Below are 21,757 nucleotides of genomic sequence, written 5' to 3'. Positions count from 1 at the left end.
TAAATAATTAATCAATATTTAAGCGTATGGAACACACGCCACTACTAAACCTAAATCGCCTTTTGACACAGTAGTCAAACCACGTAAATGACGTTTACGTTTAGTTGATTTTTTAGTTAGGATATGGCTCTTGTTAGCTTGTTTATGCTTAAAGCCACCAGAAGCTGTTTTTTTAAAGCGCTTTGCTGCGCCTCTTACAGTTTTAATTTTAGGCATTTTATAATTCCCACTTCGCATTGTTAATAAAAATAAAATAATGGTGTAATTTTTAGAAAACTAAAGATTAACTTGCAAAACCATTACTTCTTCTTCGGCGCTAACACCATAATCATTTGACGGCCTTCAATCTTAGTTGGATAAGATTCAATTACCGCCAAATCAGCTAAGTCTTCTTTAATGCGATCAAGCATTTCAGTACCTAACTGTTGGTGAGCCATTTCACGTCCACGAAAACGCAACGTAACTTTAGCTTTATCGCCATCTTCAAGAAAGCGTATCAGGCTGCGGAGTTTTACCTGATAGTCGCCTTCGTCTGTACCAGGTCGGAATTTAATTTCCTTAACCTGAACAACCTTTTGCTTCTTCTTCTGTTCTTTTGTTGCTTTACTCTTTTCATAGAGGAACTTGCCATAATCCATAATTCGACAAACAGGTGGCTCTGCATTAGGACTTATTTCAACTAAATCTAACGTTGCTTCTTCAGCTTGCTTTAAAGCTTCATCTAAGCTAACAATACCGAGCTGTTCACCATCGACGCCGGTTAACCTCACCTCGCGAGCGGTAATCTCATCGTTGATTTTATGCGCGCGTGTTGACTGAATTCGTTTACTGACTTTAATATCTCATTCCTCCAAAGTAATTTATCATTAATTCATCTGTTCTAATGAACGACTATGAATTTCATTAAGCAATAATTCTATAACATGTTTCACTTCAAAGCTACCAAGATCTTTACCTTGGCGAGTTCTAACTGAAATTGTTCCTGATTCCATCTCTTTGTCTCCACAAACAAACATATAAGGAACACGTTTTAGAGTATGCTCGCGAATTTTAAACCCAATTTTCTCATTTCTCAAGTCTGCTTTTGCTCTAATACCGATTTTTTGTAGTTGTTCGGTTAATTGTTTGGCATAATCAGCTTGATTATCGGTGATATTAATAACAGCAACTTGTAATGGTGCTAACCAAGTTGGGAAGAAACCAGCACAATCTTCTGTTAAAATTCCCATAAAACGTTCCATAGAACCTAAAATTGCTCGGTGAATCATAACCGGAACATGACGTTCATTATCTTCACCAACATATGTTGCATCTAAACGTTCGGGCAACATAAAGTCGAGTTGAATAGTACCACATTGCCATGCACGACCTAAGCAATCATGAAGCGTAAATTCGATTTTTGGTCCATAAAAAGCACCTTCACCAGGTAAATACTCAAATTCAATGCCATTTTCAGTTAAACATTCAGCTAAATCTTTCTCAGCTAAATCCCAAGTTTCATCTTTACCAATGCGTTTTTCTGGGCGAGTAGATAATTTAACGGTGATGTCTTTGAAACCAAATGTGCTATAAGTATCATAAACCATTTTGATACAGTTATTAACTTCACTTCGAATTTGACCTTCAGTACAGAAGATATGTGCATCATCTTGAGTAAAACCTCTAACTCGCATTAAACCATGCAAAGATCCAGAAGGTTCATTACGATGACAACTACCAAATTCCGCCATACGTAATGGTAAATCACGATATGATTTTAGGCCTTGATTAAAAATCTGTACATGGCCCGGACAGTTCATTGGTTTAATGCAGTATTCACGATTTTCTGATGAAGTAACAAACATTAACTCTTTATAGTTACCCCAATGCCCTGTTTTTTCCCATAATACGCGATCCATCATAAATGGACCTTTCACTTCTTGATAATCGTATTCTTTTAGTTTGGTACGCACAAAAACTTCAAGTTCACGGAAAATAATCCAACCATCATTATGCCAAAATACCATACCAGGTGCTTCTTCCTGCATATGATACAGATCAAGCTGTTTACCAATTTTACGATGGTCGCGTTTAGCCGCTTCTTCTAAAAATTGTAAGTAGCTATCAAGTTGTTTCTTATCCGCCCATGCAGTACCATAAATACGTTGTAACATTTTATTATCACTATTACCACGCCAATATGCTCCAGCGATTTTTTGCAATTTAAAATGGTGACAAAAACGCATATTAGGTACATGTGGCCCGCGGCACATATCAATATATTCTTCGTGATGATAAAGTGCCGGCGTAGAATCTTTAGGAATATTTTCATCTAAAATAGCAATTTTATATGGTTCATGACGTTCCCAGAATACTTCTCTAGCGCGTTCCCAACTTACTACTTCTTTTTTTACTTCATAATCTTTTTTGGCCAATTCATGCATACGTTTTTCTAAAGCATCAAGATCTTCCTGCGTTAAAGAGTGATCTAAATCAACGTCATAATAAAAGCCATTATCAATTGTTGGTCCTATAGCCATCTGCGTATTTGGCCATAATTGCTTAATAGCATGACCTAATAAATGTGCACATGAATGACGAATAATTTCAAGCCCATCTTCATCTTTTGCGGTAATAATAGCTAAGGTAGCATCTTGATCAATCACATCACACGCATCTTTACGCTCGCCATTAACACGACCAGCAATACAAGCTTTAGCAAGCCCTGCTCCAATACTTTGAGCAACTTCTAATACAGAAACCGGTTTATCGAATTGACGTTGACTTCCGTCAGGAAGAGTAATAATTGGCATAATAAATCCTTATAACAGTGGTGCGCCACACGAAAGCGCACATGCGTACATAAATAAATAGACGGAGTATACTATCACTTATCATCAGGATTTAAAATAGGTTTAAACTTGATTTAAAATTAGACTTAATTGATCTTATTATTGGATGTTATTTTCAGGGCAATATAATTGTCAAAATGAATTTATTTTGAAAGTTAAATCAATATTAATTGAATCTATATTTTAGAAATTAAATAAAGAAGTTAAATAGCCTAGCTTTAGTGGTTTAACATAAGGCTAGGCCTATAGAAATTATAATTCAGCTAAATAACTTTCTGGTATAATTGGCATAGGACCACTTTGAGTACAAACGTAAGCAGCCATATGATTTGCTTTACTATTAATTTCTTTTAATTCCTTACCTTTTAAATATAGCACACTACTAATAGCCATAAATGAATCACCAGCACCAACAGTATCAATCGCAGTGATTTTCTCTGCTGGATGATAGTTTTGCTCGCTTTTTGTGATTAGGTGACTGCCATCACTACCACAAGTATAAATTAATAACTCAAGTTGATAATGCTGGTTAAGATAATCAAAAAGTACTTTTGGTTCAGAATTTATTTTTAACAAATCGGCAATAATTGGTAATTCTTCATCATTTAACTTTAAGATATTGGCATGTTCAATACACAAAAGTAAAGTCGAGTTATTATAATGGTTTTGACGCAAATTAATATCAACAATGAGTTTGGTTCTTGGTGATCGATAAGTGATAATTTTTTTCAGTAACTCATGATTATGTTGATTGCGTTGAATTAAACTACCAAAATAAATTGCATCTAAATCATCTTGTTTAATAAGTTCTAATAGCTGCTCAGTTAACTGAATATCATCCCAAGCAACAGGATTAACAATATCATAAGTTGGTTTCCCTGCTGAATCCAATTTGACTAATACCGTTCCTGTTGGATAACTTTTTGATATTTGAAGTTGTTGGGGAATTTGTAGTTTTTCAAGTTGATTGCTTAATTCCTTACCATTTTCGTCATCACCAATGGCAGAAACCAAAATTGCGTTTGCTCCAGCTGATTTCGCATGATAACAAAAATTGGCAGCTGCCCCGCCAATTTTTTTTCCGTTAGGTAAACAATCCCATAAAAACTCACCTATTGCGACAACTTTTATGTCATTCATCTTCAATTAGTCCTTGTTTGACATCAATGTTTTTTTCCATACTGTCAGCTTGCTTTTGCCAATCATCAAATTGACCATATGCCGTATATATAGTTGATCCGGTTGGTAATTCAGGGTATTCATTTTCACCATTTGTCCCCCAATTCACCCAACCTGAATCTTTACGTTGCACAATTTGATAACGTCCGACAATATTGCTCGTATACCAGACCATAGCATACCCTGATTCCGGATTAATTTCAGCCGTTTTATTTGCCGCAAGTGGAAAAATAGTCTGTTCAGGTACACTGTTAACATCGACCTCTTTGGCGAATAATACGGCTTTATTTCGATCGCTGTTATGAACTACATGATGTGCTTTACGTAAAATCGTTTTAACATGTGCTTTTATTTCTTCATCACTCAAGATACCTTCTTTAACACAAAATAGCCGCCAAAAGAAATCCCAAGATACTGCATTGATGTTATCGCCTATTGATTCACGATAGCGTCTTGCATTTGGAGAAAGTTTATCAAGCGGTTGAGATAAAATTCGATTCACTTCATCAGCTAGAATGTTAGCATACAGATCTCCCTGCCGATAATAAGTACCACCATAACTAGCAAAGCGAGAGAATACCACATTATTTTGGCCACTCTCATACTCATCACCAACAGTAATCTTATTTATCACTGGCATACCATCAACAGAAGTTTCAAAATCATCAACATGATAAGTACGTCTAAACCATGGTGATTGATAGAAAAACTCCCACACAATTGAAAATGATTTATTGTGTAAAGCTGGATCTAAGCCATTTGGAATTTTACCATTGAAACGATAGCGACAATAGATAGGGCCTTCAACTTCGGTTTGACAATCTACAACTGTGTGTTCAGGGGGATTAATTAAGCCATTTGCTGGCGTAAAAAACGGTCCATAAAATCCACCAATAGCATTAGAACAATCTTTAATTAAATTACGCCCTTCTGCTTTAGCTGCAAAATAACGAATTCCCCATTTTCCATATGAAGTACCGTCAGCAGTTCCACGACATAATTCTAAAACATAATGCCCAGTATCTAGTCTTTTAATTCCATCTTTCAATGTAGTATCTAATTGTGTTATACCCTTTAAATTATTCAATTGGGCTTGCGAATCTAAATATAAAGTATAATTTTCAACTAATTGATTTAAATTGGTTACTATAAAAGCGATTGAACAGGCAGTGATTAACCGATTGGTTTCATCATAGACCACATCAAATAGTTGATGTGGCACAATATCGCCTTTTTCATCGACGAGTTTTACTTGAGTAGGATCAATTGGCTGTTGTTTAAAAAAAAGACGGGTGATTACCGGTTCATTTTGTCGACTAATGCCATCTGGATTATTTAACATCAAAGTACATTTTTTCATTTTACTGTCCTATTAATTAAATTATTTATTATTCAAATGATTAAATAATTTATTTTGCTCTTTTTCGTTTCAACATATCGACATAAACGGCTAAAAAAATTATCACGCCTTTCGCTACCAATTGCCAAAATGAATTAACACCCAATAAATTCAAACCATTATTAATAACACCGATAACGATGACGCCTAAAATGGTGCCACTAATACGACCTATACCACCAGACATAGAAATACCACCTAACACACAAGCGGCTATCGCGTCCATTTCATAACCTTGTGCTACAGAAGGTTGCCCTGAATACATTCTTGCCGCAAGAACGATTCCTGCGAAAGCCGCTAAAAAGCCAGCGATGGTGTAAACAGTGATTTCAACACGCTTAATTGCTATACCTGATAGTCTTGCTGCTTCACGATTGCCACCCAGAGCATAAATATAAGTACCTAAACGAGTTCGATTAACCAGAACTAACATAATGATGATAAAAAACAACATATAGATCACTGGGTAGGGAATCATTCCCAAATAACCAGTACCAATACTGGTAAAACTTTCATCAAAAATACGAATTGATTGGCCACCGCTATATATAAAACCAACTCCTCGAGCGATCATCATCATAGCTAATGTAACGATAAAAGGTGGAATACCTGTGTAAGCAATAGCAATACCATTAGCTGCACCACAAAGTGTGCCAATAAACAATCCTAAAAAAATTGCTGGGATAATGCCCATTTCACCTATTGATATGAATCCAACAGTAAGCGTGCCAGCCATAGCAACAATCGATCCTACTGATAAATCAATGCCGCCTAATATGATAATCAACGTCATTCCTAATGCTAAGCACATATTGGTAGAGATTTGTCTTAACACCGATAACATATTTTCTTGAGTAAGAAAAACAGGAGTGGTAAATGTTAAAATGGCACTTATCAATAAAAGCGCAATTAGTATACCTATATTGTGCGTAATAAAATTTTTGAAACTCCTAATAATGATATTTTGGGTTATTGCAGAGTGATGATTGCAGCTATCATCTGATTGTTTAATAGATTGGCTAACCATTCTTTAAGCTCTCCCTGTTGCTAATTTCATAATCTTTTCCTGAGTAAGTTCATGACGTGATAGTTCACCTTGGATTTGACCATTAGCGACGACACAAACTCTGTCACACATATTAATAATTTCGGGTAATTCAGAGGAAATCATGATAATGGCAATACCATTGGCACATAATTCATCAATAATTTGATAGATTTCAGCTTTAGCACCGATATCAATTCCTCGAGTCGGTTCGTCTAAAATGATGATTTTAGGTTTAGTCGCTAACCATTTAGCTATCACCACTTTTTGTTGGTTGCCACCACTTAACTGCCCAACAATTTTGTCAGCACTTGGCGTTTTGATATTCAGTTTTTTGATATAGTATTGAATAATTTCCTTCTGCTTTTGTTGATTCACAAAGCAACCATGCATAAATTGTTTTAATACTGTAATTGTTAGATTAAACGCGATACTATTACCTAATATAAGCCCCTGTTTTTTCCTGTCTTCAGGTATCAATGCGATGCCGATATCAATTGCATTTTGAGGAGATTGGATGTTAACTAACTTATTATCAAAATAAATTTCACCACTGTCATATTGGTCTGCACCAAAAATTGCCTGCATGATTTCACTTCTTCCAGCCCCCATCAGACCAGAAAAGCCCAAAATTTCACCTTTTTTTAATTTGAAATTAACATTATGAAAAACGCCTTTTTTTGACAGATTTTTAACTTCTAATAGACATTCTCCATCTGATTGATAATGGCGTTGATAATAATTATTTAAATTACGCCCCACCATCATTTTGACTAACTCATCAATATTCGTTTCTTTTGTATTGACTGTATCAACATAACTACCATCACGTATCACTGTAATTCGGTCCGTGATGGTAAATAGTTCATCCATACGATGGGAAATATAGATGATACTAACGTTATGTTCAGTTAGTCTTTTAATCATAACAAAAAGTTGTTCTACTTCTTTATCGGTTAAAGAAGAAGTTGGTTCATCCATGATTAAAATGCGGACATTAAAGGAAATCGCTTTAACGATTTCAATAAGCTGTTGTTGAGCTATGGTTAACTCATTTACAGGGCGTAATACATCAATAGTTAGCCCCATACTCTCCATCATAGTTTTGGCTTTGGTGATCATCTGTCGATGATCTTTAAAACCTAACCTCGTTTTTGGTTCTCGTCCCAAAAATATATTTTCATACACGCTAATATAAGGAACTAAGACAATTTCTTGATGAATGACATTAATTCCTCTGGATTGCGCATCTTTGATACCATTGATTATCTCAGTTTTTCCATTAATTTTAATTTCACCGGCATCGGGTTTATAGATGCCGCCGATAATTTTAATTAATGTTGATTTGCCAGCGCCATTCTCACCTAATAATCCATGTACCTCACATGGTTTTAAATTAAAATGCATATCTTTCAGAGCATGAACACCAGCAAATTTCTTTTCTATATGAGATAGTTGTAATACAACTTGTTCCATATCTATATCACCTTATTGATTGCAATAGCTATAACCGGGTTAAGCAGATTATTATTGCCAAACTTTTACGCCATTTTTTTCAATCATTTCTTTGGTGATAGGAAAAGTTGGTACTAAGATTTCTTTCGCGACCGGTTCTCCTGCTAATACTTTTTTGCCGACTTTATAGGTTTCTTTCGCTAATTGAATAGGTGCTTGGGCAACAGTTAAGGTTAAGTCACCGTCACTGAAAGCTTTTTTACCGTCTGGAGAACCATCAACTGTGTAGACTTTGACATTTTTCAGTTTATTCGAAGCTTTCAATGCAACAACTACACCTAAAGCCGAAGGATCGTTAACTGCAAAAAATGCTTGTAAATCTGGGTGAGCTTGAATGATATCTTCAGCAATTGGCATCGTCACTTCTAATGCACATTTACCATTTTGCTGGGATACCACATTAAATTTACTTTTATTGTCACCTAATCCAGCATAAAAACCATCAGCTCTTAACACACTAGCACGATTAAAAGGACAATCGATCACAGCAATTTTGGCGCCATTAGGAAAATCTTTAGCCATCTGTTCACCATTAATTTTACCGGCTAAGAAATTATCAGACGCCACTGTACTAACAACTAAATCATCATCACTAATCGGATTATCAATAACTACCACAGGGATCTGTTTTTGTTTAGCTGCCAGTAAACCTTGTCTGATCCCCTCAGAATCCACCGCAATTAAATAAATAATATCTACTTTTTGATTAATCACATCTTCCATCATAGATATTTGTTTAGCTTGGTCATATTGGGGATCAATGAGTATATAGTGATCACCATTTTGTTTAGCTATTTCAGAAAACGTATCAGAGATAGCTGTGAAAAAAGAGTTGTTTAAAGTTGAAGTGATAAAAGCAAACTTAATAGGCTTATTTTCATCAGCATTTACAAGTTGAAAACAACCTGTAAAAAATATAATTGTAATTGTTAAGCATGTTGCTATGAATTTTTTCATAAAGACACCTCAGATAATTAAATGATTTATAGAAATAATTTACTAATTATGTAAAAGCATCAAAAATATCTACCAAATATTTTGCGCAAATTCAGTCTAATTATCTGCAATAATCTAAACAATATTAATCTATAATTTTTGTGATTTATGATATCAATGTCACTTTTTTTTAAAAGCTGTAAAATTTAATTTATCAAGTTTGCAGGTTATGTCATACTAAACATATTATTAAAAGTCTAATAGGTAGCAACATGGCAAATAAGAGTGAGCAGATATATCAAGAAATAGTATTGCAGATCAAAAATGGAGTTTTAAACTGCAATAGTGCTCTCCCCTCTTCATCTGATTTAAGCTTGATATATAAAACATCGAGACCAACAATAAGCAAAGTGTTTTCAAAACTAAAAAATGAAGGTTTTATCGAAGGTAAGCAAGGTGGTAAGTTCTATGTTAAACCACCTAAAGATCAACAAGTAAGTAAATATATTTTTGGTATTTTGGCCCCAAGATTGGAACAAGATGAGAGTAGAATGATTCTTGATAGTTTGTATTCAGAGATTGCTAGTTTGGCTAATGACTATCAATTTTCTCTTTTATGGGCTGGAATGTTGACTAAAAGCCAAGATATTCAATCGATTTTAAATGACGTGGAAAAAGTCATCATTAATTATACTAAGAATAACATTAACGGCATATTTTTTACTCCTTTAGAATTTCATCCTTACGCCAATATCATAAATCAAAAAATAACGGATTATCTATCACTTTATAAGATACCTTGCATATTATTAGAGAGAGACTACTGTGTTTTTCCTTGTCGTGGTAATGCTGACTTAGTCAGTATTGATAATATTGCCGCCGGTTACATTGTCACAAACCATTTCATTCAACAGAAAAATACGCGAATTGCTTTTCTCTCAAAAAGTGATTCGGCTAATACCATTGCTTTAAGAATAATAGGATATAAACAAGCACTATATGATGCAGGTATTACAAAAATTAATGATTGGATAATTCAAGTGCCACAAATAGATGAAACAGTCATCAATCATTTAGCAAAATTAAACATCAAGCACGTTGTTTGTGGTAACGACTTTACAGCAATGCAATTGATCTCATTGAATCAAAGAATAAATCCAAAACAAAAATTATTTACGATCAGCTTTGATGATGCTGATTATGCTGGTCATCTATCTACCCCGCTGTCTACTTATAAACAACCGTTAGCAAGTATAGCTTTGACTGCGGTAGAAACTTTAATCCAAAGAAGAAATAATCCAACCTTACCGACTCGTACTATATACGTAAATGGTGAATTAGTTATCCGAGCATCAAGTGGAGCATGATAAAAAGCTAAATGATTAACTGATAAAAGACATCCAAAGAAATTAATATATAAAATTAAAAATAATTAATGGACATATTTAGAAAAGGAAATATTACTGAATAAATTTTACAACATATATAATTTATTAGTGATTGGTTTAATCAGTTTAATTTTAAGGTGATGTTAACAATCAATCAATACAAAGCCTCAAATTATAGATGAATAGGAACACAATGGGGTGACGGAGTCGAATCTCATGTTCGTGAAGTTGAATTAGCGTGTCTTAAGGATACACCAATAGATGTTGCGGTAATTCACTATTCTAATAAAGCATTTATGAATGGAAAAGCAGTTCAAGAACTCAAGCTCAATAGCGATGTTGGTATGTCAATAATGGATGATAACAATAATAAATGGTTGCTTTTCAAACAGGCTGATGAAATCAATATGCTTGGTGAAGTGGGCAAAAAATATCAACTTTATTATATCAATTATTCAAGAAATACTTATGAAGTTGTAGCAACTGTTAATGGATTAGATGTTATCAACGGAAAAGCAGGTTCATTGAACAATAATGGTTATATCTTAAGGCCATTTAGGACGCTATCAATTAAAAGGTTTCCAAAAAATGATAGTGAAGTTGCTGCATTTACTTTTTCGCAAGCATCAAAAGTTTATGCAAATCATACCGATGAAGTTTCAGCAAACAATATTGGAGTAATTGGTACAGCAATCTTCCTATTGGAAACTAGTTATGAACATAAGGAATTATCAAACCCAAACGCTTTTCCTGTCGATAGTCACGATAGTAAACATGCTAAACCGCCAAGATACTAAATATGAATTACTAAATGATAGTTTGTAGAATATTCCACTAATAGTTATTGGTGGGATAGCTAAATCAAAAACTAAATTTTTAGAAATAACTCCCTGCTTTTAAAAGGTTTCGAACCAACATAAGGTTTTAAAGCCATTCGAGTAAAGCGCTTTGCGGCTTTGAGTGTATCGGTGTTATGAAACTGCCTATTACCTAAGGCTAAAACTTGCTCGCCAGTAAAACTGGTACTATTTTGTAACAAACTACTAATAAAACCTTTTTCTGACTGATATTGATAATGCATGGTTTTAACAATATCATCGCCCGTTGCACTGCAATGAAAAAAATCAACGTGATACCCCAAATAATCAAGTAAAGCCAATTCAAATGCTCGCAGTACGTTTTCAGCAGGAACTTGTTGTGCTAATTGCTGTATACTCGTCAGATAATCATCAAATAACGTGGTAATTTCGGTTTCGGCAACTAGCACTCGATGTAATAACTCATTTAAATAGAAAGCACTATATAAAAAAACAGAAACTAGCGGCAAGGTAAGCGATATAGCTTCTACTTGGCGTAAAGTTTTTATTTCACCTTTTCCGGAATATTGAACTATTAATGGTGTAAAAGGTTGTAAAATACCTTTTAGTGCCGATCGCTTACGCCTAGCACCTTTTGCTAAGATGGTTACCTTTCCGCCATCTTCAACGAATAAATCGACTAATAAACTACTTTCACTATATGTTCTGGTATGAAGTACAAATGCTCTTCGCCAATTTTCCATCTACACTGCCTGTCAATTAAATTATTAGTTTTTTTGATCAAAAATAGAGGTTGGTTAAAATTTGAATAATTTTGTGTAATTTTAACCTGAATTTATATTAAAAATCCTATATAATAGATAGTTATATATGGGATAACTAAAAAAAGAGTCGCTATGGAACTATTTTCAACAATATTACTGATTGTATTAATTGTATCACTTTCTGGTGTCATTATAAAAATGTTACCAATACAAATCCCATTACCACTAATGCAAATATTACTAGGTAGTATTCTTGCTGCTCTAGGCATTTATTTGGAGTTTAATTCAGATTTATTTCTTGTTTTATTCATTCCCCCTCTACTTTTTGCTGATGGTCGAAAAACTTCAGTAAAAGACTTTGTACATAACGTAAGAGAAATTGTTGGATTAGCCCTTGTTCTTGTCGTTATCTCCATTGTTGCTTTGTGGTATTTTCTCCATTGGATGTTACCAGATATTTCAATGGCAGCCGTATTTGCCTTAGCGGCAGTATTATCACCTACTGATGCCGTTGCACTAAGTGGTATTGTTGGTAAAGGAAGAATTGAAAAAGAGAAGATGGAAATCATTGAAGGTGAAGCCTTAATGAATGACGCTTCTGGTCTGGTTTCCTTAAAATTTGCACTTGCAATTGCTGCTGGTGCATTTGAATTCAACTTATTACAAATCAGTATATCTTTCTTTGTGGTTGCTATCGGTGGTTTAGCTGTTGGGGTTATATTCACTTGGTTATATGCGCGTATTTTACGTAAAATAAACCAACTAACCAATAATGACCCTGCAATCCAAATTGTACTGTTATTCCTACTACCATTTGCAGCTTACATCATTGCTGAAGAGTGTCACTGTTCAGGCATTTTGGCCGCAGTAAGTGCAGGTATGACAGTTAATCATTCAGGAATGATGCGTAATGCACCTCTAACAACGCGCTTACAATCAGATAGTGCCTGGTCAATGTTAACTTTCGTATTTAACGGTTTTGTCTTCGTTTTATTAGGTATTCAATTACCAAGTATTTTGACTAATACATTTGCTGAAAATCAAACCGATACATCCATTGAATTATGGCAACTATGTCTAATTGTATTATTCGTTTTTGTAGTATTAATGGGGACTCGATTTGCTTGGCTTTGGGCAATGAAAAAGATGCCTGCAATGCCTTTTGGTACTAAACGTTCATTAGCATTTAGTTCATATACAACACGTGATCTTTGGATCTCAACTTTTGCTGGAGTTCGCGGAGCAATCACACTAGCTGGGGTATTATCTATTCCAATAACCATTGCTGGGCGCTATCAATTAGTATTTATCGCCGCGGGTATCATCTTGATATCTTTAATATCCGCTATTATTATATTACCTATCTTATTACGCGGTAGTGTGATTTTGGATAATTCCGAGCAAGAAAACGAGATTTTAACTGTTAAAGGACAAATGGCCGAAGAAGCTATTGTTAGTCTAGAAAAAATGCAGTCTAGTCTTTTACAAGAAACGTCTGAAGCAGGTTTAGATCAAGAAATTATTCATGAAGTTGGTTCTCGGGTTATTGGTTCATTGAGACGCCGAACTGGTCTTAAAGATTTGGAACAAAAAGCACTTGAGGCTGAAAATCTTGAAAGACGTATGCGTTTAGTAGCAATTGGTGCGGAACGTACAGCATTGCTGCAAATGAAAATTCGTGATGAAGTTAGTGAGGAGGTTTATGAGCATCTAAATACTGATTTAGATATTTATGAGAAGATGATCTCTGGAGATGCCTAAATGATTGGCAATAAACACCAATTTCTTGGCACAATTCATTCACAATTTGTCGAGAAAGCGCCAAAAATGTTGGGGATGACACTACGCTGTATCCCCTTCAACTTAAAAAAACGAACTATCGAACAATTATTACAATTACAATTCAAACACTCACTTGAAGATGGTGACTTAGATTTTTTAGAAAATCGTTGGCTTAAAATTCAAGTTACAGATCTTCAGTTGGTTTGGTTTGTCAGTTTGATTGATAACAAACTTGTGGTTAGTCGCGAGGAAATACCAGATGTGAGCTTCATCGGTAATGCTAATGATTTAATTATGATTGCGACTAGACGACAAGATCCTGATACCTTATTCTTCCAACGTCGATTAATTGTTGAAGGTGATACTGAATTAGGTCTTTATGTAAAAAACTTAATGGACTCAATTGAAATAGAAGCTATGCCTAAATTCTTAAGATTAACTCTGGAAAAGTTAGCTGACATTATTGAAAGTGCACCTAAAAACTAAATAGCTAGATCAAATCTATATAAGAAAGAGAATAATATATTCTCTTTTTTAATAACGAAAACATCTAGATTTAAGCTTGATAAATTTATTTCTGAATTTAATTATTTAATGTATATAAACGGACTTTTTATTGGATAACAGCCGTTTCTGTTATGCTTGCTAACGTTGATTAGAATACTACAACGTTGATATTACCTTCCTTATCTATCTCTTACACAAATGTTTCATAACATAATTATGATGGAGAGCGTCACTTATGAATACTATGAAAAAAGTACTACTATTTTTTATTTTTCTAACATTTGCTGTACCAGGATTTTGTAACGAATTTTACAACCAATATGAAGGTGATTATATTATTAAGAATTTTAAATTTAATGATGGTAATACCATTGAAAATTTAAAAATTCATTATGTTACAATCGGCAATCCCAAAGGAAAACCCGTATTAGTTTTACATGGTACGGCTAGTAATGGGGCTTCAATGCTTAATGACACTTTTGGCCATGTCTTATTTGATAAAGGTATGCCATTAGATGCTGAAAAATATTTTATTATATTACCTGACGCAATTGGCACAGGTAAATCATCAAAACCTTCAGATGGCATGAAAGGTAACTTTCCTCATTATGATTATTCAGACATGGTTAACGCACAATATCAACTTTTGAAAAATGGATTAGGTATAAATCATCTTGAACTTATTATTGGTAATTCGATGGGTGGCATGAATACTTGGTTATGGATCACTAAGTACCCGGACTATATGACCGCGGCAATTCCAATGGCAGCAACCCCTGCCCCAATGTCTAGCCGAAATTGGATTATGAGAAAAATGATCATTAATTCAATTAAAGATGATCCTGATTGGAACAACGGTTTTTATAGCCAACAACCAGAAAAATTCCAAACTATCTATAATTATTACGATATAGCAACTAATGGTGGTGATATTGCTTGGCAAAATAGAGCCTACAATACTGAAAAAACAGAAGAAATATTGTCAAATAAGTTAAAAGAACGAATTAATATGGATGCCAATGATTTTTTATATCAATGGGATGCCGCAAGAAACTTTGATCCAACACCAGATTTAACTAAGATTAAGGCGTTTATTTTAATTATTAACTCAGAAGATGATGAAAGAAATCCGCCAAATACTGGTGTGATGCAAAAAGCGTTGAAAGATATTGTAGCAGCCAAATATTATCTTATCCCAGCCAGTGACAAAACCAGTGGTCATGGCACAACAATGAATGCTAAATTATGGATAGAAGAGTTAAAAATATTTCAAAAAGAACTTGATGCTTATTATTAATTTAAGTTTGTTACATAAGTAACTATAAAACGGAGAAGAGGATATTCTTCATCCTCTCCCCCCAAATTTTTCTACTTTTTGTAATTATTTTTTCAATCTGAAAAAAACAAAAAACATTTGAGGTTTTTAATTTAGAATTGATCCACTTTGCAATTATTCCATTTTTGTACAATAACCTTCTGATTTTATTTTCGAATATATATGTTCATTTTTATTAGCGATATCTTTTTTCTTGAAAAATAATTCTTCTTTAATTGAAAAATGTTTATCTGAACTTATAAACATTGATGTTATTATAACTATCGACCCTAATTTGTCATTATTAGTATCAGTTTTACCTAAATACTTATTAATTTTATTAATAGTACTAACATTATCCTTGTATACCCAATCTTTAGCATTATCTTGTTTAAAATATAATTTACCTTCTTCTAACTTATATTCCTCAATCGAAATAACCTCATTTTCTTTTGTATAGTTAGATAGTTTGCCATTATTATCTTTTGCAGAAAATTGTTCTAATTTACATTCCCACTTACCAACAAGGTACTTATCTGAATTAATTGTATCCTCATTATCTCCACAACCAGATAACGCAAAACCAATCAAGACAACTAAAATTATTCTTTTCATATTATCCTCGTAACTTTTAAATAATGGTAAGTTATTTAAAAAATCTGAGCAATAAAAAGAATGCATTGCGAGTAAATGAATTTTGATGATGAGTTTTATTACTAGCTACATGACGGTTAATATCCCAATATCTAAAGGAAAAAATTAACTTTTATCTATAATAATATTGTGTTGCTTAAATTAAAAAAACAATATATCCCAATTGTTAATTTTTGACCATTTCCCTTACATCCATAACGAAATTAGAATTCAATAGTTTCTTTTTGTGATATCCTTAAACCTAAAATTGTCATCTATAATCTCAGGTAATCTCTTTAATAATGTTAAGAGTTACTCTTAAAGTGCTATTTTATTTTTTTATCTGCAGGAAAAAACTAAGAGCATAATTATGTACACAGCTGCAAATCAAAAAATGAAAAAATATTTAAACTAAAATGAGTAAAATTAAACAAATCAATAATTAATCGAAGATTAATAAATAAATGAACAGATGAGATCAAAAAACAATAATGGAAAACAGCACAAATCAACCTACTTTTTACTTCCACGATTACGAAACATTTGGCATAAATCCTGCTTTAGATCGCCCCGCCCAGTTTGCTGGCGTAAGGACTGACAGTGACTTTAATATTATTGAAGAACCTTTAGTCATTTATTGTCAGATAGCTCAAGATTATTTACCTGATCCTGAAGCCGTGCTAATAACAGGAATAACACCCCAAAAAACGAATCAAAATGGTATTTGCGAAGCTGAATTTACCAAATTAATCCATCAAGAATTTAGCCGACCAAATACCTGTATCTTAGGCTATAACAATATTCGTTTTGATGATGAAGTTACTCGCAACATCTTATATCGTAACTTTTATGACCCTTATGCCTATAGTTGGCGCAATGGCAATTCCAGATGGGACCTGCTTGATGTCGTTCGTGCCTGTTATGCTTTAAGGCCGGAAGGAATTAATTGGCCAACAAATGATTCAGGTTTTCCTAGTTTTCGGTTAGAAGATCTCACTAAAGCTAACAATATAGAACATGAGCATGCGCACGATGCTATGTCTGATGTCTATGCCACGATTGCGATGACAAAATTAATTAAACAAGCACAACCCAAATTATTCAACTATTTTTTTAATCTACGCAATAAAAATAGAGTTGCCGAACTGATTGATATTGCCAATATGACACCAATCATTCATGTGTCAGGCATGCTAGGTAGTCATCGTGGTAACATGACATTAGTTAGTCCTATTGCTTGGCACCCGATGCAAAAAAATGCTGTGATTGTTTGTGATCTCAGCGGTGATATTGATTCGCTTATAAGGCTACCAGTTGAAACTATTCGGGAGAAACTCTACACCAAAACCGAAGATCTTGAAATTGATGAACAGCGGATTCCATTGAAATTAATTCATATTAATAAATGCCCAATAGTCGCACCATTTAGCACTCTTCTACCTGATAATGCTAAACGTTTCAATCTTGATAAACAAAAATGCCTAATCAACCAACAAAAATTGTTAGAAAACCAAAATGCATTGCAAAGTAAAATGTATGAACTATTTAATGTGAGCAATGAATATTCTAACAATAATATTGATGTTGATGCGCAAATCTATGCGGATTTTTTAAATGGTCAAGATCTGTTGAAATGTGAGACAATACGATCAACTCCCCCCCATTTATTAGACAGCTTATCTCTAAATTTTGACGATTCACGATTAGCAAAATTATTTTTTCGTTATAAAGCAAGAAACTACCCACAAACATTAACTGAACAAGAGCTGCGTATTTGGCAAGATCATTGTCGCGACAAATTAAATCCGCATAAGATTCAAGATTACTTACAAACCCTTGAACAATTTGCAGAAATTTATATACAACAGCCTGAAAAGTTGGGCTTATTAAAGCAGCTATACCAATATTGTCATTATTTAGTTGGATAATTGAATCTGAGGAGCGTATCATATAATTCTGTTCGGAGTTCTGTGTCATTTTTCAATCAATAACTAACAGCCAAAATTTTAGCTTAAAATATCTAGCATTTAACTTATGAAACACTTTTTAGCCAAACATGCAACAATTAAGCATCGACTCTATTCTTTATATTACACACTATTTAGTTATGGTCGAGGCCTACTTATTTTAACTCTCTGTCTATGGGCAGGTAATATTGTATCTGCAATATTACCGATCATGATCCCTGGCAGCATTATTGGTTTATTGATTTTGTTTTTCTTATTAGCTTTTCAATTAATACCAACCTGTTGGATCAAAAATAGCTGTAATCTTTTCATGCGATACATGACTATACTCTTTATTCCAGCTGCAATGGGTATCATGGATAATTATTCATTACTTTTAGCTAATTGGATCCCGATTATCTTTGCTAGTGTTGGTGGTTCGATTATTGTCCTATATTTAACAGCTTATTTAACTGAGCATTTACATAAGCCAGTAGCTAAAGCGTCTGACAATAAGGAAAAACAATCATGATATGGATGCTACCATTAACTATTGTGGTTTTTCTGATTATTCGAAGAATCTCATTTAAAGTAAAAAACCCGCTATTTAATCCATTAGTTATTTCGGTAATTGTCTTAATTCCTATTTTATTAATAACTAGAACGAGCTACATTGAATATGTTAAAAATGTAAAAATTATTAACGATTTACTTCCCTATTCTGTCGTAGCTTTGGCTTATCCTTTATATGAACTTATTCCACAAATAAAGGCTCGTTGGAAATCTATTATGATGATTACCTTTACTGCTTCTATCGCTTCTATGGTGACAGGTGTCTGTATTGCATTATGGCTAGGTGGTAGCAAAGAAATTGCAGCGTCAGTATTACCTAAATCTGTAACCACCGCCATTGCAGTCACCATTGCCAGTAATGAAGGTGGTGTTCAATCTATCGCAGCATTATGCGTAATACTTGTTGGGACATTAGGCGGTATTTTTGGCCATCAATTGTTAAACTTTGCTAAAATCAAAACGGCTTCAGCAAGAGGATTGTCAATTGGCGCAGTGTCACATGCCGTTGGCACGGCACGCTGTATTGAAATTGATTATAATGAAGGAGCTTATAGCTCCCTATCACTGGTATTATGTGGTATTATGACCTCATTAACAGCCCCATTTTTATTTCCAATAATGATCTTTATTTTTGATTGGTTTTAGCATGACGTTAAAAAAGTTTATTGCTTATTTTATTGCCTTTTTGTTATCACTATTTGCTTTGGTGATTGCTCTCGACTTTTGGATTAGCTATAAAACAGCGCCTTACATCTATCATGATGAAAACCAACTTCCTTATCAAAAAATTGGGGTGGTATTGGGTACTTCAAAATATGTCAAACATGGGGGAATTAATGGCTTTTATCGAAATCGAATAGATGGTGCTATTGATTTATATTGGCAAGGTAAAGTCGACTATCTATTATTAAGTGGAGACAATGCTCAATTAAATTATAATGAGCCAATTATGATGCAAAAAGATCTGATTAAGGCTGGTATCCCCAAAGAAGCGATTGTATTAGACTATGCTGGATTTCGCACCTTTGATTCTGTTGTTCGTGCCAATAAGGTCTTTAACGCGGATAAATTTACCATTATTACTCAAGAATTTCACTGTCAACGTGCGATTTTTATAGCACTCGCTCAAGATATCCAAGCACAATGTTTTGCTGTTCCTACTCCTAAACAAATGAAATTGGTTCGCATCCGAGAAATGTTTGCGCGCGTTAGTGCTTTTATTGATCTTTATATCCTTAATAAAGAACCCAAATTTCTTGGTCCATCCATCCCTATCATTAATAATGAAAATTAATAAAGATTAAGCGACTAAAACAAGTTGAGGAATGCTGTTTTAGAGCTTATATAGGATTAAATTATAAGAACTAATTTATAAGAGCTATAGTATCTTTATGCTTTTTTTACAATTTAGATGATTATCTATGACATTATTCTTAATAATCATAAAGATAAATTTATATAGCGTTAATATTATGAGCATAAAAAAGGTGAGGAACAGAATTTTATAGCATAAATATCAGACTAAAACACGTTTGTCTAATAATTTAGATTGCATTTTTATGCAGAAAAAAGTAATATTTAGTCAATTAAAATTTAAACAATTTATCAAAAAATAATGAATATTGAATTAAGCCATATTAACTGTTTTTATGGTAAACATCAGGCATTGAATGATGTCTCTTTATGTTACCCTTTAGGTGAAACGATTGTTTTACTAGGTCAAAGCGGTGCAGGTAAAAGTTCTTTGTTGAAAGTATTTAATTTACTTGAAATTCCATCATCAGGCGAAATGACGATTGCTGATTCACATTTCGATTTTTCGCAAAAGATAAGTGAATCAACGATTCGGTCGCTACGCAAAAATGTTGGCATGGTTTTTCAAAATTACAACCTATGGCCACATTTAACCGTGTTGGAAAATTTAATTGAAGCACCATGCCAAGTATTAAAATTATCGAAACAAGAAGCTAGTTATAAAGCGATGTCAATTTTAGCTCGTCTACAAATTGATGAAATGGCTCATCGCTACCCTCTCCATCTTTCAGGTGGACAACAACAACGCGTCGCGATTGCTAGAGCATTAATGATGGAACCTAAAATTTTGTTATTTGACGAACCGACTGCGGCATTAGATCCAGCAATCACATCGCAAGTTGCCGAAATTATTAATGAACTTTCACGAACCGGCATTACACAAATTATTGTTACTCACGAAGTCGATTTTGCGCGTAAAGTGGCTTCACAAGTGATTTACATGGAACATGGTAAAATTATAGAGCAGGGACAACTCGAGTGTTTTGCTCATCCCAAAACCGAAGAGTTCAAAGCTTATTTATCACATTAATATTAATAAAAATCTGATTGGGTGGATATATGAAAAAAACATTACTAGCTATTTTACTTGCAGGATCTGCATTTGCTGCTCAAGCAGCGGAAACTTTAACCATTGGTACCGAAGCAACTTATGCGCCTTTCGAATTCACTAATGATAAAAATGAAATTATCGGTTTTGATATAGACGTTATGAATAAACTTTGTGACGAAATGAAAGTATCTTGTAAGATTGTTAATCAATCATTTGATGGTTTAATTCCTAGTTTAAAAACCCGTCGAATTGATGCCGCTATTGCCGGTATTGATGTGACCCCAGAACGTCAAAAACAAGTTGCTTTTACTAAAATCTATTATGATGATAGTTCAATCCAATTTATTACCTTGAAAGATACATTAACTAACCTTGACCAATTAAAAGGTAAAAAAGTAGGTATTCAAAAAGGTACCACTTACTTGAAATACTTAACCGAAAAATATCCTGATGTTAAAGCGGTAAGTTATGACAGCTATCAATTTGCTTTCCTTGATTTAAAAGCTAAACGTATTGACGCCATTGTATCAAGCTCTTTTGTTGCGGGGGAATGGTTAGGAAAAGATACTGAGATCGTTCCTTTAGGCGATAAGATCACCGATCATGAATTCTTTGGTGAAGGTTTAGGTATTGCTCTGCGTCAAGGTAATGATCAATTACTTGAACAATTTAACCAAGCAATTGATAAATTAAAAGCAAATGGTGAATTGGATGCTATATATAAAAAATGGTTTAGCAAATAATCATTAATTATAAAATCT

General features: G+C 33.7%; 20 protein-coding genes and 1 pseudogene. 11 read left to right on the top strand and 10 right to left on the bottom strand.

Annotation, left to right across the window (positions count from 1 at the left end; translation table 11 throughout):
• Nucleotides 1–18 precede the first annotated feature (18 nt).
• The 8 genes from rpmI to DKK70_RS07860 form a co-directional block, all read right to left on the bottom strand.
• Nucleotides 19–216, bottom strand: coding sequence for a 50S ribosomal protein L35 (rpmI, locus tag DKK70_RS07895; RefSeq protein WP_034882133.1), 198 nt, complete (start codon nt 214–216; stop codon nt 19–21).
• Nucleotides 217–299: 83 nt separating this feature from the next.
• Nucleotides 300–839 (bottom strand): translation initiation factor IF-3, encoded by a 540-nt coding sequence (infC, locus tag DKK70_RS07890; RefSeq protein ID WP_034882134.1) that lies wholly within the window; start codon nt 837–839, stop codon nt 300–302.
• Between the two features lie 27 nt (nt 840–866).
• Complete coding sequence (gene thrS / locus DKK70_RS07885; RefSeq protein ID WP_034882135.1) at nt 867–2,792, bottom strand: threonine--tRNA ligase; 1,926 nt, start codon at nt 2,790–2,792, stop codon at nt 867–869.
• A 291-nt stretch (nt 2,793–3,083) separates the two neighbouring features.
• Nucleotides 3,084–3,971 carry a carbohydrate kinase family protein gene (locus DKK70_RS07880; RefSeq protein ID WP_110433478.1) on the bottom strand — a complete coding sequence of 296 codons (888 nt, stop codon included), beginning with the start codon at nt 3,969–3,971 and terminating at the stop codon, nt 3,084–3,086.
• Complete coding sequence (locus tag DKK70_RS07875) at nt 3,964–5,370, bottom strand: hypothetical protein (RefSeq protein ID WP_110433477.1); 1,407 nt, start codon at nt 5,368–5,370, stop codon at nt 3,964–3,966. The genes DKK70_RS07880 and DKK70_RS07875 overlap by 8 nt, the downstream gene beginning before the upstream one ends.
• 49 nt (nt 5,371–5,419) lie before the next feature.
• Complete coding sequence (locus tag DKK70_RS07870) at nt 5,420–6,436, bottom strand: ABC transporter permease (RefSeq protein WP_110433476.1); 1,017 nt, start codon at nt 6,434–6,436, stop codon at nt 5,420–5,422.
• A 3-nt stretch (nt 6,437–6,439) separates the two neighbouring features.
• Complete coding sequence (locus tag DKK70_RS07865; protein WP_110433475.1) at nt 6,440–7,930, bottom strand: sugar ABC transporter ATP-binding protein; 1,491 nt, start codon at nt 7,928–7,930, stop codon at nt 6,440–6,442.
• Between the two features lie 51 nt (nt 7,931–7,981).
• Complete coding sequence (locus DKK70_RS07860; RefSeq protein ID WP_110433474.1) at nt 7,982–8,926, bottom strand: sugar ABC transporter substrate-binding protein; 945 nt, start codon at nt 8,924–8,926, stop codon at nt 7,982–7,984.
• 251 nt (nt 8,927–9,177) lie between these two features.
• Between DKK70_RS07860 and DKK70_RS07855 the strand changes: the two genes are divergently transcribed.
• A complete protein-coding gene (locus DKK70_RS07855) occupies nt 9,178–10,272 on the top strand; it encodes a GntR family transcriptional regulator (RefSeq protein ID WP_110433473.1) in 1,095 nt (364 codons plus the stop codon).
• 317 nt (nt 10,273–10,589) lie between these two features.
• The gene (locus DKK70_RS07850) at nt 10,590–11,090 is read left to right on the top strand and encodes a hypothetical protein (RefSeq protein WP_110433472.1); all 501 of its coding nucleotides are present in this window, start codon (nt 10,590–10,592) and stop codon (nt 11,088–11,090) included.
• Between the two features lie 71 nt (nt 11,091–11,161).
• On the opposite strand, the gene recO is transcribed toward DKK70_RS07850, so the two are convergent.
• Nucleotides 11,162–11,854, bottom strand: coding sequence for a DNA repair protein RecO (gene recO / locus DKK70_RS07845; protein WP_110433471.1), 693 nt, complete (start codon nt 11,852–11,854; stop codon nt 11,162–11,164).
• Between the two features lie 153 nt (nt 11,855–12,007).
• On the opposite strand from recO, the gene DKK70_RS07840 reads away from it, so the two are divergent.
• From DKK70_RS07840 to DKK70_RS07830, 3 genes are all read left to right on the top strand, one after another.
• Nucleotides 12,008–13,636, top strand: a complete 1,629-nt coding sequence (locus DKK70_RS07840) for a Na+/H+ antiporter (protein WP_110433470.1) — start codon at nt 12,008–12,010, stop codon at nt 13,634–13,636.
• Entirely contained in the window at nt 13,637–14,143 is a 507-nt protein-coding gene (gene ubiT, locus DKK70_RS07835) for a ubiquinone anaerobic biosynthesis accessory factor UbiT (protein ID WP_181415947.1), read from the top strand.
• A gap of 256 nt (nt 14,144–14,399) precedes the next feature.
• A complete protein-coding gene (locus DKK70_RS07830) occupies nt 14,400–15,461 on the top strand; it encodes an alpha/beta fold hydrolase (protein ID WP_110433469.1) in 1,062 nt (353 codons plus the stop codon).
• Nucleotides 15,462–15,614: 153 nt separating this feature from the next.
• Here DKK70_RS07830 and DKK70_RS07825 read toward each other — a convergent pair whose 3' ends face one another.
• On the bottom strand, nt 15,615–16,094 hold the full coding sequence (locus DKK70_RS07825; protein ID WP_110433468.1) for a hypothetical protein: 480 nt from the start codon (nt 16,092–16,094) through the stop codon (nt 15,615–15,617).
• A gap of 509 nt (nt 16,095–16,603) precedes the next feature.
• Between DKK70_RS07825 and sbcB the strand changes: the two genes are divergently transcribed.
• The 6 genes and pseudogenes from sbcB (at nt 16,604) to DKK70_RS07795 (ending at nt 21,739) form a co-directional block, all read left to right on the top strand.
• Complete coding sequence (sbcB, locus tag DKK70_RS07820; RefSeq protein ID WP_110433467.1) at nt 16,604–18,040, top strand: exodeoxyribonuclease I; 1,437 nt, start codon at nt 16,604–16,606, stop codon at nt 18,038–18,040.
• Nucleotides 18,041–18,146: 106 nt separating this feature from the next.
• Entirely contained in the window at nt 18,147–18,590 is a 444-nt protein-coding gene (locus DKK70_RS07815; protein ID WP_110433466.1) for a CidA/LrgA family protein, read from the top strand.
• Nucleotides 18,587–19,276 carry a CidB/LrgB family autolysis modulator gene (locus DKK70_RS07810; RefSeq protein WP_110433465.1) on the top strand — a complete coding sequence of 230 codons (690 nt, stop codon included), beginning with the start codon at nt 18,587–18,589 and terminating at the stop codon, nt 19,274–19,276. The genes DKK70_RS07815 and DKK70_RS07810 overlap by 4 nt, the downstream gene beginning before the upstream one ends.
• A 1-nt stretch (nt 19,277) precedes the next feature.
• Nucleotides 19,278–19,907, top strand: a pseudogene (locus DKK70_RS07805) (SanA/YdcF family protein); the annotation flags it as partial.
• A 339-nt stretch (nt 19,908–20,246) separates the two neighbouring features.
• Nucleotides 20,247–20,975, top strand: coding sequence for an arginine ABC transporter ATP-binding protein ArtP (artP, locus tag DKK70_RS07800; RefSeq protein WP_034882147.1), 729 nt, complete (start codon nt 20,247–20,249; stop codon nt 20,973–20,975).
• Between the two features lie 29 nt (nt 20,976–21,004).
• Nucleotides 21,005–21,739: a transporter substrate-binding domain-containing protein gene (locus DKK70_RS07795; protein WP_034882148.1), complete on the top strand. Its 735-nt coding sequence runs from the start codon at nt 21,005–21,007 to the stop codon at nt 21,737–21,739.
• Nucleotides 21,740–21,757 lie beyond the last annotated feature (18 nt).

Origin of the sequence: Gilliamella apicola (assembly GCF_003202655.1) — a bacterium.
Lineage (GTDB): Bacteria > Pseudomonadota > Gammaproteobacteria > Enterobacterales > Orbaceae > Gilliamella > Gilliamella apicola_R.
This window is presented reverse-complemented; position numbering and strand designations above follow the sequence as displayed.

Coding starts and splice junctions, on each gene's coding strand:
- rpmI (WP_034882133.1), bottom strand. CDS start 216: ATGCCTAAAATTAAAACTGTAAGAGGCGCAGCAAAGCGCTTTAAAAAA.
- thrS (WP_034882135.1), bottom strand. CDS start 2,792: ATGCCAATTATTACTCTTCCTGACGGAAGTCAACGTCAATTCGATAAA.
- DKK70_RS07880 (WP_110433478.1), bottom strand. CDS start 3,971: ATGAATGACATAAAAGTTGTCGCAATAGGTGAGTTTTTATGGGATTGT.
- DKK70_RS07875 (WP_110433477.1), bottom strand. CDS start 5,370: ATGAAAAAATGTACTTTGATGTTAAATAATCCAGATGGCATTAGTCGA.
- DKK70_RS07870 (WP_110433476.1), bottom strand. CDS start 6,436: ATGGTTAGCCAATCTATTAAACAATCAGATGATAGCTGCAATCATCAC.
- DKK70_RS07865 (WP_110433475.1), bottom strand. CDS start 7,930: ATGGAACAAGTTGTATTACAACTATCTCATATAGAAAAGAAATTTGCT.
- DKK70_RS07860 (WP_110433474.1), bottom strand. CDS start 8,926: ATGAAAAAATTCATAGCAACATGCTTAACAATTACAATTATATTTTTT.
- DKK70_RS07855 (WP_110433473.1), top strand. CDS start 9,178: ATGGCAAATAAGAGTGAGCAGATATATCAAGAAATAGTATTGCAGATC.
- DKK70_RS07850 (WP_110433472.1), top strand. CDS start 10,590: ATGAATGGAAAAGCAGTTCAAGAACTCAAGCTCAATAGCGATGTTGGT.
- recO (WP_110433471.1), bottom strand. CDS start 11,854: ATGGAAAATTGGCGAAGAGCATTTGTACTTCATACCAGAACATATAGT.
- DKK70_RS07840 (WP_110433470.1), top strand. CDS start 12,008: ATGGAACTATTTTCAACAATATTACTGATTGTATTAATTGTATCACTT.
- ubiT (WP_181415947.1), top strand. CDS start 13,637: ATGATTGGCAATAAACACCAATTTCTTGGCACAATTCATTCACAATTT.
- DKK70_RS07830 (WP_110433469.1), top strand. CDS start 14,400: ATGAATACTATGAAAAAAGTACTACTATTTTTTATTTTTCTAACATTT.
- DKK70_RS07825 (WP_110433468.1), bottom strand. CDS start 16,094: ATGAAAAGAATAATTTTAGTTGTCTTGATTGGTTTTGCGTTATCTGGT.
- sbcB (WP_110433467.1), top strand. CDS start 16,604: ATGGAAAACAGCACAAATCAACCTACTTTTTACTTCCACGATTACGAA.
- DKK70_RS07815 (WP_110433466.1), top strand. CDS start 18,147: ATGAAACACTTTTTAGCCAAACATGCAACAATTAAGCATCGACTCTAT.
- DKK70_RS07810 (WP_110433465.1), top strand. CDS start 18,587: ATGATATGGATGCTACCATTAACTATTGTGGTTTTTCTGATTATTCGA.
- artP (WP_034882147.1), top strand. CDS start 20,247: ATGAATATTGAATTAAGCCATATTAACTGTTTTTATGGTAAACATCAG.
- DKK70_RS07795 (WP_034882148.1), top strand. CDS start 21,005: ATGAAAAAAACATTACTAGCTATTTTACTTGCAGGATCTGCATTTGCT.